We start from the raw sequence: 18,101 nt of genomic DNA on the forward strand, positions 1-18,101 counted from the left end.
TTTCTCACTGATTAAGACGGTCGCGTAAATCCTTGCCAGTTTTAAAAAAAGGAATCCACTTTTCTTCAACAGAAACGGCTTCACCTGTTCGTGGATTACGTCCATTACGGGCTGAACGGCTTTTTACAGAAAAAGCTCCAAATCCACGAAGTTCAACGCGATTGCCATTTGCAAGTGCTGTTGCAATTTCCTCAAAAATAGCGTTTACAATATTCTCCACATCCCGTTGAAAAAGATGCGGGTTATGACGAGCGATAATTTGTACAAGCTCTGATTTTACCACAATAGCCTCACTTTCACACAAAAAAATTTTGTAATTGTGCACTCCATGCATATTACAATATATAAACGGATAAAAGCAAAATAAAATCAAGAAAAAACAAATTGCAAGAAACAAAATTTGAAAATACCTTCTATAAAGGGTATACAGATTAAAAATGCGGAGGATTTAAGAGATCAGGAGAGTATGTCCGTACACAATCATTATGAAGCCTTTTCAACGCAATCATCTTTTGGAGATGTTTTAAAAAAAGCATCCCGTCATTCGCGTCGCATTAGCATATTAAAAATTTTTTTACCTCTCTTAGCGTTGATTTCAGCGCTGGTTTTTTGCTGGTTTACGTTTTTCTTGGTTCCCGTTACTTCTGATTCTATGCCTTTGAATAATGGAGAAAGTGGCGTGATGAATTTGACGATGCTCAATCCAAAATTAGAAGGGTATACGCGTGCTCATGAACCTTTTTGGCTTAAAGCAGAAAAGGCATTTCAAGACCATACACACGCTGGAATGATTGGGTTGCAAAACATTACAGCTAGAGCATTTATGGGCCAACAACGACAGGTTTTTCTCGTCGCACAAGGGGGAGTTTACGATAACATTAATGGTTTTTTACAGTTGGATAAGCCATTCACGATTACGACGAATGATGGGATGATGGTACGATTTATGTCAGCTAGTATTAACTTATCCGAGGGACAGTTAAAAACAGATCAACGTGTTAATATTCAGCAAGCCGGTTTGAATCTTGCCGCAAACGCCTTACAAATTCGAGAAAAAGGAAAAAACATATATTTCCATGGTGGTGTGCATTTAGTGCTTCAAAAGCAATAACGCAATATCAATACAAATCTTTAAAGGATATTTATAAAGGGAAGTATGTGTATATACAAACAGAAGAATTGAAATAATGAAATCGTACAAAAGATGGATAGGTGTGATGTTAGCTTTTAGCATGGGAATGTTAGGAGAAGGAGCAGTTTTAGGATATGCTGAAGTGGCTCATTTTGGAATAAGTCTATCAAGCGATAAAGAACCGGTAGAACTTCATGCAGATTCTTTGGAAATACGTGATAAAGAAGGGATAGCGCTTTTTAAGGGTGATGTTTCAGTGGTACAAGGTGAACGTCTTTTAAAAACGGCAGAATTAGTTGTTTACTACGATAAAGCATATAAAGAAATTGATAAAAACAAGGAAGATACAAAGGCATCATCTGTTTCTTTATTTGGTTCGTCGAGTATACAAAAAATGGAAGCTTTAGGAAAAGTTTATATAAAAATTGCTACGCAAGTTGCTACGGGTGATAAAGGTGTTTTTGATGGAAAGTCAAAAATGATGAGTTTGACAGGGAATCATGTTGTGTTAACTGATGGTGACAATGTGGCAACGGGGTGCAAACTAACGGCAAATATGGAAAGCGGAAAGGCTTTTTTAGAAGGTTGTGAGACGCCTAAGAAAAAAGGTCGTGTTTCTATTATTTTAAAACAAAATCAAAAGAATGGCCATTAAGATTTCATGTTTGGAATCAAAAGAAAAAAACAGACCGATAGGTATAATCTTGAAAGTGAAGCTTCAAAAAATCCCTTAAAAGGGACCTTGATTGCCAGTAATTTGATTAAAGTTTATCGAGGAAGACGAACTGTTAATGGTGTTTCTTTTGGTATTCGTACGGGAGAAGCCGTTGGCATTTTAGGGCCCAATGGGGCAGGTAAAACAACTTGTTTTTATATGGTGACAGGGCTTATAAAATCTGATGGAGGATCCATTAAAATTGATGGATTTGATATTACGCATCTTCCGATGTATCGACGTGCGCGTTTAGGTATTGGATATCTTCCACAGGAAGCGTCTATTTTTCGTGGTCTTTCAGTAGAAAATAACATTAAAGCTGTTTTAGAGGTCGTTGAAAAAGATCGCCTTAAACAACGTGAAGAGTTAGATAGCCTTTTACATGAATTTAAAATTGATCATTTACGTAAAATGTCTGCACTTTCGTTATCTGGAGGTGAACGTCGGAGACTTGAAATTGCGCGCGCTTTAGCTTCTCGTCCCCATTTTATGTTACTTGATGAACCATTTGCAGGAATTGATCCTATCGCTATTTTCGATATTCAACAACTTATTCGTCATTTAACGAGGCGTGGCATTGGTGTTTTAATAACGGATCATAATGTGCGTGAGACATTAGGGCTTGTCGATCGCGCTTATATTATTCATACAGGGCGGGTGTTAGTTCACGGTTGTCCTAACGATATTATCAACAACGTTGATGTACGCAGAATTTATTTGGGAAATCAGTTTTCTCTTTGATTTTACAGCTTTCACGAGTTTCCATTTAAGTTTAACCAAACATTATTACTGAAAATTTCCTTATTTATGCCAAAACTTCTTTTATGACTATAACCTTAATGTTGTTATTGAGTGGTGGAAAAGGCTTCATCATTAGAGGTTAGTTTGTTGTTTTATAAGTTTAGCTTACTCATAATTGTATCATAAAAAAGATATCACTAGATTAACGTGATAATGAGTGATAAACGAAGCGCTCAATAAATGCGTGTGTTATTGAAAGGTAAGAGATATTTATCATATTTTTCTCTGTCGAATCAAATAATATATCGATGATGCTGTTTTAGGTATTTTGATGGGAGCACCGGTTTATATATTGCGGTTATTCAATAGGAGTTGTCGTATTTTATTGGTTTACATGGTCTATTTGAAAATAGGAGCTTGGCTACAGATATCAGGCTAAATCTATAAATCTTTTAAAATAATCATTAAATTTCTAAAAATCTTTATATTCTTGTTATAAGTCGATGTTCAAGCTATACAGTAATTTTCAAAGTAAAGGTCCATTTTGCTCAGTATGCTTTTCATCTTAATTTAAGGGCTCATTTTTAAAGAAAGAAAAACTCTGATGGCGGATTATACATCAACTCTTATGACAAGTTTAATAAATTTATGAATAATGGACTTTTCTAGAGTCGTAAGGAAATTAACTTTATGAACAACTTCATTTGTTTGGTTTCTCATGCCGTTAATGATGATCCGAATACTATTTATTATTGTTTTAGAAGTGATATGAGATGTATTGAGCTATCACCCATTATAAATTGAAAAGTAAAAACACATGCGATGTTGCGAAAAGTGAAAGAACATTAAGTATCTATAGCGTTTATAGGTTTATTGATGAGCATTTTAGCGTGTAAGAGGAAAATTAAAGTATGAATTTGAGTGAGTTAATAGCACCGGAAGCGATCATTCCGGCTCTTAATGCTAATTCGAAAAAACAGGTTCTGCAAATTTTAGCCGAAAAAGCTTCCAAGCTAACAGGTCTTAGTGAGCATGTGATTTTTGATGTTGTTTTACAACGCGAGAAGCTTGGTTCAACGGGTTTGGGTGGAGGTATTGCGATTCCTCATGGAAAATTACCTGATATTAATCGGATCATTGGTATATTTGCACGTCTTGAAAGTCCTGTTGATTTTGAAGCTCTTGACGACGAACCTATAGATCTCGTTTTTCTCCTTTTAGCACCTGAAAATGCTGGTGCAGATCACTTAAAAGCTTTATCACAGATCGCACGTGTTTTGCGTCACACTGATGTTGTACAAAAGTTGCGCAGTACGCATAATGCCAATGCGCTTTATGCTTTATTGATTCAAACTTCAGAATCAAATGCAGCTTAAAAGTTATTATGAGCGTATAAATTGCGAGGTATGCACTACAGAGCGTAGGAAATAATATAATTTGCATCTTAAGACTAATAACAAAAGGTTATGTAGGGCTTTTCCTTTCTTGTTCTCGTATATTAAAGCATCTAATTATTATGTTCGTGGATTCTTTTATCCTGTTATACTGTAAAAACACTATCATTTGAGATATGGTGAGATAAATTCTGTAAGTCTTCTTAATATATTAAGTGCTTTTAGAGTGCGTGGTAAATATTTTTAAGCAGGACTTGTCTGTAGAGCCTTTAGTTAAGTGAATCACATGAGTGGGAAGAAAAGAGGAGACCGCTCGACAAGAATCCAAACTTTTTCAGTCCAGATTGGATTAGGAATGTTCGTCCTTTGAAAGCGGGAAAGAAATCAACAGAAAAGTTTATTTGTGCATTGAATTTTTTTGTAAGTTGAGTTTGAGTGTTTAGGGATAATATTTTAATGCTCAAGAAGAAATAAGAGATATATTGTATCTTCAGTATAGCAAGATATTGATTTTAAATATAATTCACTATTTCGCATGTTGGATGAGAGATCCGAATATTGTAAAATTCTCTCATTCCAAACTTGTTTATGTTGAATCAATCAAAACCATTTCCTTGCATGTTGTAAACGGAATTAGCGTGTGGATAAAAACTGTACAAGAAAGGGGTAAAAATGCTTCCTATGAATCGTCTCAAGTATCGAGAATTGTAGCAAAACATTGGGAGCTGGAAAATAGTGTTATGGTGCCAGCTTTCTTCTTCACAAGTGGAGAGATCAACTATTTTATAGATATGATTTAGATGTCTGCTGTTGTATAGAGCTCATGCTAAAGAACAATTTTGTACGGTAAGAATGAAAATTATACCTTTAGGTTGGGTGAAAGAGTTTTTATGCATAGGAAGATTTATTTAAGTGTCTTTAATTGATTAAAATATTGTTTAAAAAACGGTAATGTTAGAACTGCTATAGAAAAAAGTTTTATATTTCTTTTTATAAATTACTTAGAAATAAGATAAGGAGACTTTCCCAAAGAATTCTTAAGAAGTTTTTTATAACAGAAAGAAAAATATCGTCTAATACATTAAAATAATACGATTAAGCTATTATAAGCTACTAAAATCATTTTAGAAATTAATAATTGGAGATGAAATATATAGGGAAATAAGATCAAAAGAAACAAAGTTGTATGTGATTATTGAGATAGAATCTAAACTCTTTATGTTTTATTATTAATATCTTGATAATATTTTATTATTTTTACAAGGTCTTTTGAAGATTGAGAAAAAGTGTTATCGGGACGATATTGAATACGAAATATGAATGCACTATAATGAGTAAAAGATGGAGTATTTTGCGAACATAAATATATTGAATGCATAAAGTCGAGAAGTGATATTCGTAAGGCGATTAAGCTTTTTTGCGGGGAGTCCGGGGTGTATTTTCAAAATTTTGCATCAGATTGCTTGTGATATAAAGAGTATGGTTTATTTCTTAACAGAGTGATGGTATATTTTCATCTCGTTTTGAAGTTCTATAGCTTAAAGAAATCGTTTTTTATACAAAAACGAAATAAGTAGCGTAAAATGAAGATATTATTTTTTAATGTGGTTATTGAATAAGAAGTTTATGTTTTGGTAACGATTAAAAGGTCACAATGAAACGTAGAAATCTATTTTGATTAGTGTGAAAATATTTCGCTTATTGAAGGAATTAGGACAATAACACATGAATATCGAGGAGTTTTTGTTGAATTTTTCCAATGAAGAAAATCTTGTTAGAGACTAAAGAAGTGAGCTAAATGAAGATGTTTGAAAAGACTGTTATTGCTGCATCTGTAATGGTTCTTGTTACAGCGGGAGTGGCATATGCACAAACGCCAAGCCGTTTAAATCAATTTGAAGCGTGGGGAGCCTATTCTTATAAATCGCCCAAAAATACGATTTGCTATGTGTTATCGGTACCTTTGAAGGCTCTTCCAACGACAGTTAATCATGGTGATAACTTTTTCTTGGTTACCAAGCGTTCTCATTCACCTATTTCGTTTGAACCGCAGTTTATGGCTGGTTATACCCTTCAAGAAGGGTCGAGAGTGACAGTGACCATTGGAGGTAAGGACTTTGATTTTTTCACGAAAGATTCCTCAGCTTGGCTGGCGTCATCAGAGCTAGAAAAGCAGCTTGTTTCTGCTATGCGTGCTGGAAGCAATATGACAGTGCAAGCGATATCAAAACGAGGAACGCATACCACTTATACTTATTCCTTAAAAGGGGTCACTGCTGCATTAAATGCAGCTCAAAAGTGCCATTAAGGTTTCGATAACTCTAAAATAGTGATGTGAATTGGAAAGCAATGGCCATTTCCTATGACCTTAGACCAGTTGGTTCATGTTTTGCACGAAAAACAGATAATGTGGTCGTGAAGGAGAGTTCTAAGCTCTCTTTAATTGGTTTGTCGCAAGATGAAATGGCGCAAGCTTTAAAGATAGTTGGTGTACCAGAGCATCAAACGCGTATGCGTGTGCGTCAGCTTTGGCATTGGCTTTATGTGCGTGGTGTTTCAAATTTTGATGAGATGCTGAATATTTCTAAAGCAATGCAAGAAACACTTAAGTGTCATTTCTCCATTGCGCGCCCAGAAATTGTTGGAGAACAAATATCAAAAGATGGTACGCGTAAATGGCTCTTACGTTTTCCTGCACGTGGAGCTGGAAGGCCTGTTGAAATTGAAACGGTTTATATCCCTGAAGAAGGACGTGGTACTTTATGTCTTTCATCGCAAGTAGGGTGTACGTTAACCTGCTCTTTTTGCCATACGGGAACGCAGATGCTTGTTCGTAATCTGACCGCAGAAGAAATTTTGGCACAATTATTGGTTGCACGTGATTGTTTGGGTGATTTTCCTGATAAGAATACCCCTGATGGAGCAATTGTTCCCATTGAAGGACGAAAAATTACCAATATTGTTATGATGGGAATGGGAGAACCTCTTTATAATTTTGAAGCTGTTAAAAAAGCTTTATTGATTGCCTCTGATGGCGATGGACTTTCTTTATCAAAACGTCGAATTACGCTTTCAACTAGTGGAGTTGTTCCTGGAATTATCCGAACTGGAGAAGAAATTGGTGTTATGTTAGCAATTTCACTCCACGCAGTACACGATACACTAAGGGATATGCTTGTTCCCATTAATAAAAAATATCCGCTTGCTTTACTAATGGAGGCTTGCCGTAATTATCCTGGTCTTTCCAATGCAAAACGAATCACATTTGAATATGTTATGCTGAAAGATATCAATGATAGTTTAGATGATGCTAAGCGATTGATTCAGTTATTGAAAGGGATTCCTGCTAAGATTAATTTAATCCCTTTTAATCCGTGGCCAGGGAGTAATTATCAATGTTCTGATTGGGAGCAAATCGAGCGTTTTGCTGATGTCGTTAATCAAGCGGGCTATGCTTCTCCTATTCGGATACCGCGTGGACGCGATATTTTAGCTGCATGTGGACAGCTTAAATCAGCTTCAGAGCGCTTACGTAAATCTGAACGTTTACGACTTGAAAATGCCATTGGTCATTAGGTAACGCAATTTTCAGCGATATCGAGGCCTATACTTTTTTGTTTGTAATTTAATATCGAAACTTCATGCGATGGCATATGTGAGACAGAGATTAAGATGGATAAGTGCTAGACGAACAGTTTCAGCGTTTATATGCTAAATGGGGTAAGAGATTGTCTATAGTCTGTTTACATAATCTCTGAAATAAGAAGGAAACCTAATTTAGAGGGAATATGAGGTCTTAAGGATTATAACTAATTTCTACCTTATTATCATACTCGTTAATTCGGTTTTATGTCTTTTAAAAGCATCTACGGTAATATCTTTTAAAAAGTGGAGATTGTGCAGTGCCTCATGCTTTTGTTTATTATTTTCTTAAATAAGATCACGCTTCACAAGCAAAACAGAGGATCTAAAATATAAATACCATTGAGTTATCCATTGATATGTTTTTTAAGTATCTCTTAGTGCACTCTTCATATCACGATAATGCTTGTGAGGAGTATAACAAAAAGCTTCTGTGAAATGTATTGTACTCCTACACCTTTATGTTTAATAAAGGTGTAAATTGGTACCACCATTCTATTTTTTAGCTCCCAATGTTATAACAGCTTTTAGCACTTGAGATGGTTCATAAGAGGTGTTTTTATTCTTTTCTTAGATAGTTTTTATCCATACGAAAACTCCAGCTTCTCTTGTGATGTACAAAGGAAAGGTATTGTTTTATTCAAAACAAACAGGTTTGAAATGAAAAAATCTTATAATATTTGTTTTTTTATTTAAATTAAAAGCGATACATTACACTTATAAATCAATGTTTTGTAACCACAAGGAGATGGAGGGCAAAGCTGGTAAAAGTACCAGCAATAAGCCAGTCGAGAAAGCGAATATAAAGAGGGTTCTTTTTGAGAGTTTTGGTAAGTTTATGCGCTGTAAAAACGATTGCAATTGTAATGGGGAAAGAAATAGGGATATAAGAGAGTCCTAAAAAGAGCAATTTTTGTGTTGCCATAGGATCATTCGCATTGATAAATTGTGGTAAGAATGTCGCGTTAAAGAGTATAACTTTAGGATTGAGAAGATTAATCCCAATACCAGCAAGATAGTTACGTTTAGCGCTTTGAGATTTAGAAGATGTCTGTTCAAAGGAAAAAGTGGGGTTTCTCCGTAAAGCTTGAAAGGAAAACCATAAAAGATAAAAGGCGCCAACAATTTTCAGAAGAACAAAAGTATGTGGGGCAGCAAAAATAAGCGCTGATAAGCCAAGTGCTACAGCCGTAACCTGAATGGCAAACCCTGTTGCACTACCCAAGGCGCACATAATTCCAGCTTTTTTGCTTTGTGTAATGGTTCGTCCTACAGAAAGCATCATATCTGGTCCTGGAATAAGTGCTAAAATCAACGATGCTAAAGCAAATTGTACAACAATAGACCACTCCGGTAGAAATGACACGTAAATCTCCTTTTATTTTTAAGCAGTGTTCACTATTTATACTTTGAGGTGCCTTTATTTACGCTTTTTGCGTCTTTTTAATGTTGCTTAAAAAGAATTTATTTTTATATTTCTTGCATCGTTTTGATTTTTGGGTAGAAATAAAAAAGTAGCTCATATAGAACGTTAAAATGAAAAAGTGGCAAAATATTAGAAAAGTTGTTTTGGCTTATTCAGGTGGATTGGATACGTCAATTATTCTTAAATGGTTGCAAAGTGCGCTAGGTGTTGAAGTTATAACTTTTACAGCAGATTTGGGGCAGGGAGAAGAGCTAGAACTTGCTCGTCGTAAAGCTGAAATGCTAGGTGTTAAAGAGATCTACATTGAAGATTTGCGCGAAGAATTTGTGCGTGATTTTGTGTTTCCGATGTTTCGAGCCAATACCGTTTATGAGGGGACTTATCTTTTAGGAACATCAATTGCACGTCCACTTATTTCAAAACGCCTTATTGAAATTGCTGAGGAAACAGGGGCAGATGCCATTGCTCATGGAGCAACAGGAAAAGGCAATGATCAGGTACGCTTTGAGCTTTCCGCTTATGCGCTTAATCCTGATATAAAGATTATTGCTCCATGGCGTGATTGGGATTTTAAGAGTCGGACAGATCTCTTTGAATTTGCTCGTATTCATCAAATTCCTGTAGAAAAGGATAAGCAAGGTGAAGCGCCTTTTTCAGTGGATGCAAATTTATTGCATTCTTCATCAGAAGGAAAGATTTTAGAAGATCCAGCACTTCCTGCTCCTGAATATGTCCATATGCGTACTCTTTCGGTGGAAGATGCTCCAGATAAAGCAACCAGAATTACTCTTGGCTTTAAAAAAGGTGATGCTGTTTCAATCAATGGAAAAAATTTATCTCCTGCAACTTTACTTGCAGAATTAAATCGTTACGGGCGCGATAATGGTATTGGTCGGTTAGATTTGGTAGAAAATCGCTTTGTAGGTATGAAATCGCGGGGTATTTATGAAACACCAGGTGGAACCATTCTTTTGATGGCTCACAGAGCTATAGAATCTTTAACGTTAGATCGTGGCGCAGCTCATCTAAAAGATGAGTTGATGCCACGTTATGCAGAACTCATTTATTATGGATTTTGGTTTTCGCCGGAACGTAAGATGTTGCAGGCAGCTATTGATTTATCTCAAGAACATGTTGAAGGTGAAGTCACGTTAAAGCTTTATAAGGGGAATGTAATTATTGAAGGGCGCCAAAGTAAGAAATCACTTTATTCCAGTGAGTTAGTAACTTTCGAGGATGATCAAGGTGTTTATGATCAAAGAGATGCAACTGGTTTTATTAAATTAAATGCTCTACGTTTGCGTACATTAGCAATGCGTCATCAAGGTGATAAAGAAAAGAAATAGAAAATTACGGTGACAAGTGTAATATGGATTAGTGCTTTTGTATGAAATGCCTAGTTTAAGCATTTTTCTGTTGGTTTTTACCGTTCTTTCGTTCAATACTAGAAGCTTATCTTCTGCGCTAATAAATATAATAAGCAAAACCCATGATAATAATAGCAATGAAGGCTTCGATAATCAAAACAGGTCAATTTTGCTTTATAATATTGAATGTTTTTGATTTTTATCAGAACAAAATATGTTTATAACGAGGGCGGTTTTTGTATAGTGACTTAAGAGTATAAAGAAATTTTCATCTTTTTGCTTGCTATTATTGACGAATAAATTCAAGAACCATACACCCTATTTTGAAAGAGTGTAATTTTTAGGATAAATAATGATGCGTAATCAGTGTGATGCCCTTAGCCTTACGCCTGAATTAAAGGATGCGGCTGCTCAATCGAGAACTTGGCCATTTGAAGAAGCACGTAAGATTATCAAACGGTATGAAAAGACGGGTTATCCAGACAGTGTAATATTTGAGACCGGTTATGGACCTTCTGGTTTACCGCATATCGGAACTTTTGGGGAAGTTGCACGTACAACCATGGTGCGTCATGCATTTCATATTCTTACAGAGAATAAAATAAAAACGAAGTTGCTTTGTTTTTCTGATGATATGGATGGTTTGCGCAAGGTTCCTGAGAATGTGCCAGATCGCGAGAAGATGGAACATTATCTTGGTCAACCGTTGAGCCGTGTACCTGATCCTTTTGGAGATGATTATCCTTCTTTTGGAGCGGCCAATAACGCACGTTTACGGGCTTTTCTTGATCGTTTTGGTTTTGATTATGAATTTGCAAGTGCTACGGATTATTACAATTCTGGTCGTTTTGATGAAACACTTTTAAAAATTCTTGCTTGTTATGACAAGGTGATGGCAATTATTTTACCAACATTAGGTGAAGAACGGCAAGCGACCTATTCACTCTTTCTACCGATTTCTCCCTTTTCTGGAAAAGTATTACAGGTACCGATGATTGCCCGTAATGTTGAAAAAGGGACTGTCACTTATATTGAACCTGAAACAGGAGAAACCATAGAAACAGAGGTTACAGGGGGCAAAGTTAAGTGTCAGTGGAAGGTAGATTGGGCAATGCGTTGGACAGCACTTAGCATTGATTATGAAATGGCCGGAAAAGACCTTATCGATTCCACAAATCTTTCTTCTAAAATTTGTAAAGTATTAGGTGGAAAGCCCCCAGAAGGATTCAACTATGAGCTCTTTTTAGATGAGAAAGGGCAGAAAATTTCCAAATCCAAGGGAAATGGCTTAACCATTGATGAATGGCTTACATATGCCCCAACAGAGAGTTTAGGGCTTTATATGTTTTCAAAACCTAAAACAGCAAAAAGGCTTTATTTTGATGTTATTCCTAAAGCTGCGGATGAATATTATGCTCATCTTTCTGCTTATGGTCGTCAAAGTTGGCAAGAACGGCTCAGTAATCCTGTATGGCATATTCATAATGGTTGTCCACCGCAGGTTGATTTGCCTGTATCCTTTGCGATGCTTTTAAATTTGGTAAGTGCTTCAAATGCGGAGAATGCAGAAGTTCTTTGGGGTTTTATTTCTCGTTACGCTAAAGAAGCAAATGCACAAACTTATCCAGAACTTGATCAATTGGTGAAGTTTGCCATTAAATATTTTGATGTTTTTGTTAAACCAAACAAGAAATTTCGTATACCAGATGATAGCGAACGAGCAACATTAGCACAAATTGATGAAAAATTAGCTCATTTACCTGAAACTGTTGATGGCAACATATTACAAAATATGCTTCTTGATGTTGCAAGGTTAACGGAACGCTATCAAGATCATAGCAAAAAAAGCCCTGAAGGTGGGCCTGGTGTTTCCAATGTTTTTTTTCAAATGTTGTATGAAGTCCTTCTTGGACAAGAGCGAGGTCCACGATGGGGATCATTTATAGCGCTTTATGGGATTAATGAAATGCGTGCACTGATTGCTGAAACACTTGCACGTCCTGTGGAGGAATAATGGAACGAAGAGTGCAGGAAGTAAAGCGACGCCGTACATTTGCAATTATTGCTCACCCAGATGCGGGGAAAACAACATTAACAGAAAAGCTTTTATTGTTTGGTGGTGCTATTCAACTTGCAGGAGAAGTAAAAGCCAAAAAAGATCGTATTCAAACCCGTTCTGATTGGATGAATATTGAGCGTGATCGTGGTATTTCCGTTGTGACTTCGGTGATGACGTTTGAATATGAAAATCATATTTTTAATCTCCTAGATACCCCAGGCCATGAAGATTTTGCAGACGATACTTATCGCACGCTTACAGCTGTTGATAGTGCTATCATGGTATTGGATGGGGCCCGCGGGATTGAGCCTAGAACATTAAAATTGTTTGAAGTATGTCGGATGCGGGATATTCCTATTGTTACTTTTATCAATAAAATGGATCGTGAGGCACGTGATCCTATAGAGCTTTTAGATGAAATTGAAGAAAAGCTTGCTCTTGATACCGCGCCTATAACATGGCCAATTGGTACGGGTAAAGATTTTGTTGGTACCTATGACCTTCATCATAATCGTTTTCGTCAAAAAGATGATGAGATAACACAGCAAATAGTTTCAAATCCCAGAGAGGTTGTCCATTTACTCCCTGAATATCAACGTTCCACTTTTATTGAAGGGGTAGAACTTGCTCAAAGTGTTTGCAAGAATTTTGATCTTCAAGCTTTCCGTGAAGGTCATATGACTCCGGTTTATTTTGGTTCAGCTTTACGAAATTTTGGTGTTCGTGATTTGATCAATGCACTTATTGATTTTGGTCAAAGTCCTCGTGATCAAAGTGCAGATCAGCGCAATATCATAGCAACTGAACCTAAAATGACGGGATTTGTTTTTAAAATTCAAGCGAATATGGATCCTAATCATCGTGATCGTATTGCATTTTTTCGGGTATGCTCGGGAACACTTGAACGTGGTATGAAAACAAAGTTGGTCCGAACAGGAAAACCGATGACACTTTCGGCTCCACAATTTTTCTTTGCGCGTTCGCGCCAAATTGCTGATCAAGCCTATGCTGGTGATATCGTAGGAATCCCTAATCATGGAACATTGCGTATCGGCGATACTTTGACTGAAGGAGAAGATATCCTCTTTAAGGGAGTACCAAATTTTGCACCAGAGATTTTGCGTCGTGTTTGTTTGGGCGATCCAATGAAAGCAAAAAAGCTCAAAGAAGCTTTGCAACAAATGGCTGAAGAAGGGGTTGTGCAATTGTTTATTCCTGATGATGGGTCGCCTTCTCTCATTGGTGTTATTGGTGCTTTGCAAATTGATGTTTTAAAAGAGCGATTAAAAATAGAATATTCTTTGCCAGTGAATTTTGAGTCTGCACGCTTTAATTTATGCCGTTGGATTTCAGCGCAGAGCAAAGATGAGTTGCAAAAGTTTCTCAGCAATCACCGCTCTGCTATTGCGTATGATTTAGAAGGTGATCCAGTTTTTTTAGCGGAGAACCATTTTTCATTAAATTATGAAGCAGAAAGAGCTCCTAAAATAAAATTTTCTGCTTTTAAAGATTATCAAGTACGCTCTTAAAATAAAGAAAAATCTTTTCTACAATAATTTGATTTATAATGATAATTTATCGTTTTTTATATGGGAACAATCAAAATCATTTGTTTAAAAATCATAAGTAGGATTGGTGTGTGCGTAAAACACTTGAAGCAAGAAATACAATACCTCTTATAGATCTTCTCTATAGCCAAGAGCTTTCAAAATATTGGGTGAGGGTAAAAATGATGATGGTGGTTATAGCGTTATGATGTAATGATGGTGGTGTGTGATGTATCTCATCCCATTCACGGAAGTTTACGTTATACTATTCATTTATATTATTTACGGGATGACATGACGAGGTAAGATCAAGTACAATGGAAAATGTCCCTTTAAAAACAAACATATAAAATTGTAACATAATGATATTTTTGGGCATTCTATTTTGCATAAGGGATGTAATTCTAGCAAGATAGAGGCTTGCACGATAAACTTTCGCAAAACTCTCTCCCTCAAAGTAATCTGTTTGCGCTGTGAAATGTGGAAATATTTTTTTTCCAAGCTTTTTATGGGATTCTAAAATATTATTTATGAAACTGATTTTTTAAGTTTTGCAATATCATGATATCTATTTTTTTCTGAAAGTGATGGAGTATGTAAAGGATATTTTTAGATTGAACTGTATAAAAAATACGGTAAATTTATTTATTATTAAAAGAGTTACAGCGCACTGGTACCTCTAGAACCTTTTAAAACTTTAATATTTATTTTTATATTACCTATTTGAGTTAGAGAATAAACTGTAGCCAATTCTACGTTGAAAAATATCAGAAAAATTTTATATATTTTTCGCGATGACTTAAGACATATGATTTATTTTGATATTTTTTAAATCTAAACTAAAAAATCTGCTTTATAAACATAGCTTTTCAGTTTTTCCTTGTATAAATATTGTATACAGTCAAAATAATACAAATAATCAATAAGCTGAAATTTGTTATCCCAAATATGAGATCATATGACCTATAAACCGCATGTCTTTTCTATTTCTCCGGGAACTGCTTTTTTGCCTCACTTTGTTGATGCACTACTTTCTGGTAGCCTTATTGATAATTTCGCTCCCAATGGAGATATTCAAACAGCCCTTGCCGATAGCCTTATTTATGTTCCGACACGTCGTGCTGCTCGCGCTTTGCGTTTAGCCTTTGTTGAAAGAAGTGATACACAATCAACATTTTTGCCAACCATTCGTGCTCTAGGAGATGTCGATGAAGACAGTTTTCTTTTTGTTGAAAATCATACCAGCGCTCTCGATCCACCTATTGGAGAAAGCGAACGTCTTTTACTTTTAGCGCGCCTTATCCGTCCATGGCGTGAAAATTTGCCTGCGCATCTGCGTGCCATGTTTGGTACAGAAGATGTACTTATTCCGGCTCATAGTGCTGATGCGATTTGGCTTGCGCAAGATTTAGCACATTTGATGGATGAAATTGAAGCAGAAGGAGCAGATTGGTCAGAACTTAAAAATATTGCACCTGATATGGTCGCTGAATGGTGGCAAATAACGCTCGATTTCTTGACTATTGTTACGCAAAATTGGCCAAAAATCTTGAAAGAAAGACAACGAAGTAATCCCGCTGAATGGCGTAATCAAGTACTCACAATGCATGCAGAGACTTTGCGATGCATGCAGCCTGATAAACCTATCATTGCTGCTGGTGTGTCAGGTTCTATGCCCGCAGTTTCTCATCTTTTAAAGGTTATATCTTCTCTGCCCAAAGGGGCTGTTGTTCTTCCTGGCCTTGATCTTCATATGGATGAAGAACAATGGAATGCACTAAGCACAAGCAATAAAGAAAAAACAGCTTGTGATTTTTTTGATCCTGCAGAAAATGTTTTTAGCCATCCTCAATATCATTTAAAAAAACTTCTAACTCTCATGGAGTGTCAACGTCATCATGTTTGCGAAATTGGCCAACAAAGTATAACAAAGAAAAAACGAATGGCTCTTTTATCAGAAGCACTCCGACCTGCTTCTACAACAGATAAATGGATACAAATTGTCCGTGATGATTATGAAAATCTTTGTGCAGATTGGTCATTTATTGAAGCTATAAATGAACGTGAAGAAGCTCTCGCTATAGCTGTTACCTTACGCAAAGCTATTGAAAAACCCAAAAAAACTGCAGCCCTTATTACAAATGACCGTAATTTAGCACGCCGTGTTGCCGTGGAATTACAGCGATTTGGAATTGAAGCAAATGATTCAGGCGGAATACCACTTGCACAAACATTGCCTGTAACTCTCTTACGACTTATCTTAGAAAATGTATTGCAACCTGATGATCCCATTGCTTTTCTTTCTCTTCTTAAACATCCCCTTACAACACTCCAACAAAATCGTCATCGTTTACGGGAAATGGCAGAAAATTTTGAACTTTTTGTTCTTCGAGGGAATACAGGGCGTATTAAGCTTTGCGAGTGTGATCAATTTCTTGAAAAATGGATTGAAACATACTTTCATAATAATTCTGAAATCAACGCTCTTGATCAGCAGAAATGTGAAGAAGCACGTTTCCTTTGTCATCTTTTGAGGACAGCTGTTGAACCTTTAACATCTCTTATGAAACAAGAGAAAGAATGCACCATCAATGAGGCTGCAATAGCAACTGTTGAGGTTTTTGAAAATTTTGGTCGCAATGAGGATAATTCTCTTGCACATCTTTATCAACATGAAGCAGGACAAGCCTTATCAAATTTTTTGTGTGAATTGGTCAGTGATCAATCGGGATTAACATTTCATCTTTGTGAATGGCCCGCTATGTTTTCTGCCATAATAGCAACCCGTTCCGTCGCACCTTCGCCTGGGGGACATCCACGTTTATTCATCTGGGGTACTTTGGAATCGCGCTTGCAAACGGTTGATACAGTGGTCATTGGTGGTCTTAATGAAGGATCATGGCCGATATCAACCCGAAATGATGCTTTTTTATCGCGACCGATGAAAATGATGTTAACTCTGGAACCACCAGAACAGCGTATTGGTCTTTCTGCGCATGATTTTCAATGGGCAATGGGAATGGATAAAGTGGTGATGAGTCGCGCATTGCGCGTTAATCATACGCCTTCCATTCCATCACGCTGGCTACAACGCATGGAAACAGTTGTAGGAAAACAGGTTTGGGAACAAATCCGTGAACGAGGTGAAATACTACGCCATTGGGCAAAGATGCTTGATCATACAAGCATAACTTCTGAGGTGGAACGTCCTTGCCCTTCTCCACCTCTTGATATACGCCCGCGCCATTTTTCAGTCACTGAAATAGAAACATTGCGATATGATCCCTATGCTATTTATGCCAAAAAAATCTTAAGGCTCAAACCACTTAAAGAACTTATTCATGATCCTAGCGCTTCAGAACGTGGAACACTTTATCACGCTATTCTTGCAGCTTTTTGCACACAAATGAAAAATCCAAATGCTGCAAATGCACTCAATGTACTGCTTGCTATTGGGCGTAAAGAGTTTGATAAATTCAACTTTCCACCCGATATTGAAGTAATTTGGTGGAATAGTTTTGAAAATCTTGCTCCACGCTTTATTCAATGGGAACAAAGTTTAGGACTGCGAGAGCGATATTCGGAAGTGGTATCACAAAAAATCCCTATAGGAACAACAGGGGTAACCCTTTCAGGACGTGCTGATCGTCTTGATGTTTTGCCAGATAAAACGGTTGAAATTCTAGATTTCAAAACCGGAACGCCTCCTTTATCAAAACAAGTTCGTGAATTATTATTTCCGCAATTGGCTTTAGAAACAGCTTTACTCATACAAGGGGGCTTCCCAGATTTTCAAGATTTTACACCCTCAAATTTATTTTACATTCCCCTTAACAAAAAAGGTGAAATTAAATCCCAATCAATTCTTTTAAAGAAAAAAGACGGAAAAACTTATCTAAGTGCTGTTAATCTTGCTGAAAATGCATGGGAAAATCTTATCGCACTCATAACTTATTATCAAAATCCACAACAAGGCTATCTCTCACATGCTGTCCCCATGTCAAAACGATATGAAGGTGACTACGACCATTTGGCTCGGTTGTGGGAATGGTCAAGTGGTTTTCATAAAGAAGAGTAA

The 18,101-nt window shown here is 36.5% G+C and carries 13 protein-coding genes; 10 read left to right on the top strand and 3 right to left on the bottom strand.

The window, feature by feature from the left end:
• Positions 1-4: 4 nt before the first annotated feature.
• Complete coding sequence (gene ihfB / locus ACFILT_RS02335; RefSeq protein WP_273790186.1) at positions 5-283, bottom strand: integration host factor subunit beta; 279 nt, start codon at positions 281-283, stop codon at positions 5-7.
• Positions 284-466: 183 nt separating this feature from the next.
• Between ihfB and lptC the strand changes: the two genes are divergently transcribed.
• The 6 genes from lptC to rlmN all read left to right on the top strand — a co-directional run bounded on the left by lptC (position 467) and on the right by rlmN (position 7,558).
• Positions 467-1,111 (top strand): LPS export ABC transporter periplasmic protein LptC, encoded by a 645-nt coding sequence (gene lptC / locus ACFILT_RS02340; RefSeq protein WP_375679509.1) that lies wholly within the window; start codon positions 467-469, stop codon positions 1,109-1,111.
• 76 nt (positions 1,112-1,187) lie between these two features.
• Positions 1,188-1,787 (top strand): LptA/OstA family protein, encoded by a 600-nt coding sequence (locus tag ACFILT_RS02345; RefSeq protein ID WP_375612778.1) that lies wholly within the window; start codon positions 1,188-1,190, stop codon positions 1,785-1,787.
• A 6-nt stretch (positions 1,788-1,793) separates the two neighbouring features.
• The gene (lptB, locus tag ACFILT_RS02350; protein WP_012754448.1) at positions 1,794-2,588 is read left to right on the top strand and encodes an LPS export ABC transporter ATP-binding protein; all 795 of its coding nucleotides are present in this window, start codon (positions 1,794-1,796) and stop codon (positions 2,586-2,588) included.
• Positions 2,589-3,499: 911 nt separating this feature from the next.
• A complete protein-coding gene (gene ptsN / locus ACFILT_RS02355; RefSeq protein ID WP_375606109.1) occupies positions 3,500-3,964 on the top strand; it encodes a PTS IIA-like nitrogen regulatory protein PtsN in 465 nt (154 codons plus the stop codon).
• A gap of 1,822 nt (positions 3,965-5,786) precedes the next feature.
• A complete protein-coding gene (locus ACFILT_RS02360; protein WP_375611465.1) occupies positions 5,787-6,290 on the top strand; it encodes an invasion associated locus B family protein in 504 nt (167 codons plus the stop codon).
• Positions 6,291-6,331: 41 nt separating this feature from the next.
• On the top strand, positions 6,332-7,558 hold the full coding sequence (gene rlmN, locus ACFILT_RS02365) for a 23S rRNA (adenine(2503)-C(2))-methyltransferase RlmN (RefSeq protein ID WP_375678851.1): 1,227 nt from the start codon (positions 6,332-6,334) through the stop codon (positions 7,556-7,558).
• 790 nt (positions 7,559-8,348) lie between these two features.
• On the opposite strand, the gene ACFILT_RS02370 is transcribed toward rlmN, so the two are convergent.
• Positions 8,349-8,990, bottom strand: coding sequence for a LysE family translocator (locus ACFILT_RS02370; RefSeq protein ID WP_375612781.1), 642 nt, complete (start codon positions 8,988-8,990; stop codon positions 8,349-8,351).
• A 170-nt stretch (positions 8,991-9,160) separates the two neighbouring features.
• On the opposite strand from ACFILT_RS02370, the gene ACFILT_RS02375 reads away from it, so the two are divergent.
• The 3 genes from ACFILT_RS02375 to ACFILT_RS02385 all read left to right on the top strand — a co-directional run bounded on the left by ACFILT_RS02375 (position 9,161) and on the right by ACFILT_RS02385 (position 14,005).
• Positions 9,161-10,396, top strand: coding sequence for an argininosuccinate synthase (locus ACFILT_RS02375; protein ID WP_375679510.1), 1,236 nt, complete (start codon positions 9,161-9,163; stop codon positions 10,394-10,396).
• Between the two features lie 373 nt (positions 10,397-10,769).
• Entirely contained in the window at positions 10,770-12,431 is a 1,662-nt protein-coding gene (locus ACFILT_RS02380; protein WP_375679511.1) for a lysine--tRNA ligase, read from the top strand.
• A complete protein-coding gene (locus ACFILT_RS02385; protein ID WP_375678848.1) occupies positions 12,431-14,005 on the top strand; it encodes a peptide chain release factor 3 in 1,575 nt (524 codons plus the stop codon). The genes ACFILT_RS02380 and ACFILT_RS02385 overlap by 1 nt, the downstream gene beginning before the upstream one ends.
• A 542-nt stretch (positions 14,006-14,547) precedes the next feature.
• On the opposite strand, the gene ACFILT_RS02390 is transcribed toward ACFILT_RS02385, so the two are convergent.
• On the bottom strand, positions 14,548-14,664 hold the full coding sequence (locus ACFILT_RS02390) for a type II toxin-antitoxin system RelE/ParE family toxin (RefSeq protein ID WP_375645451.1): 117 nt from the start codon (positions 14,662-14,664) through the stop codon (positions 14,548-14,550).
• A 317-nt stretch (positions 14,665-14,981) separates the two neighbouring features.
• Here ACFILT_RS02390 and addB point away from each other — a divergent pair, with 317 nt between their 5' ends.
• Positions 14,982-18,101 carry a double-strand break repair protein AddB gene (addB, locus tag ACFILT_RS02395; protein ID WP_375679512.1) on the top strand — a complete coding sequence of 1,040 codons (3,120 nt, stop codon included), beginning with the start codon at positions 14,982-14,984 and terminating at the stop codon, positions 18,099-18,101.

Origin of the sequence: Bartonella sp. AP7XZML (genome assembly GCF_042195745.1) — a bacterium.
In the GTDB taxonomy this organism is placed as follows: domain Bacteria; phylum Pseudomonadota; class Alphaproteobacteria; order Rhizobiales; family Rhizobiaceae; genus Bartonella.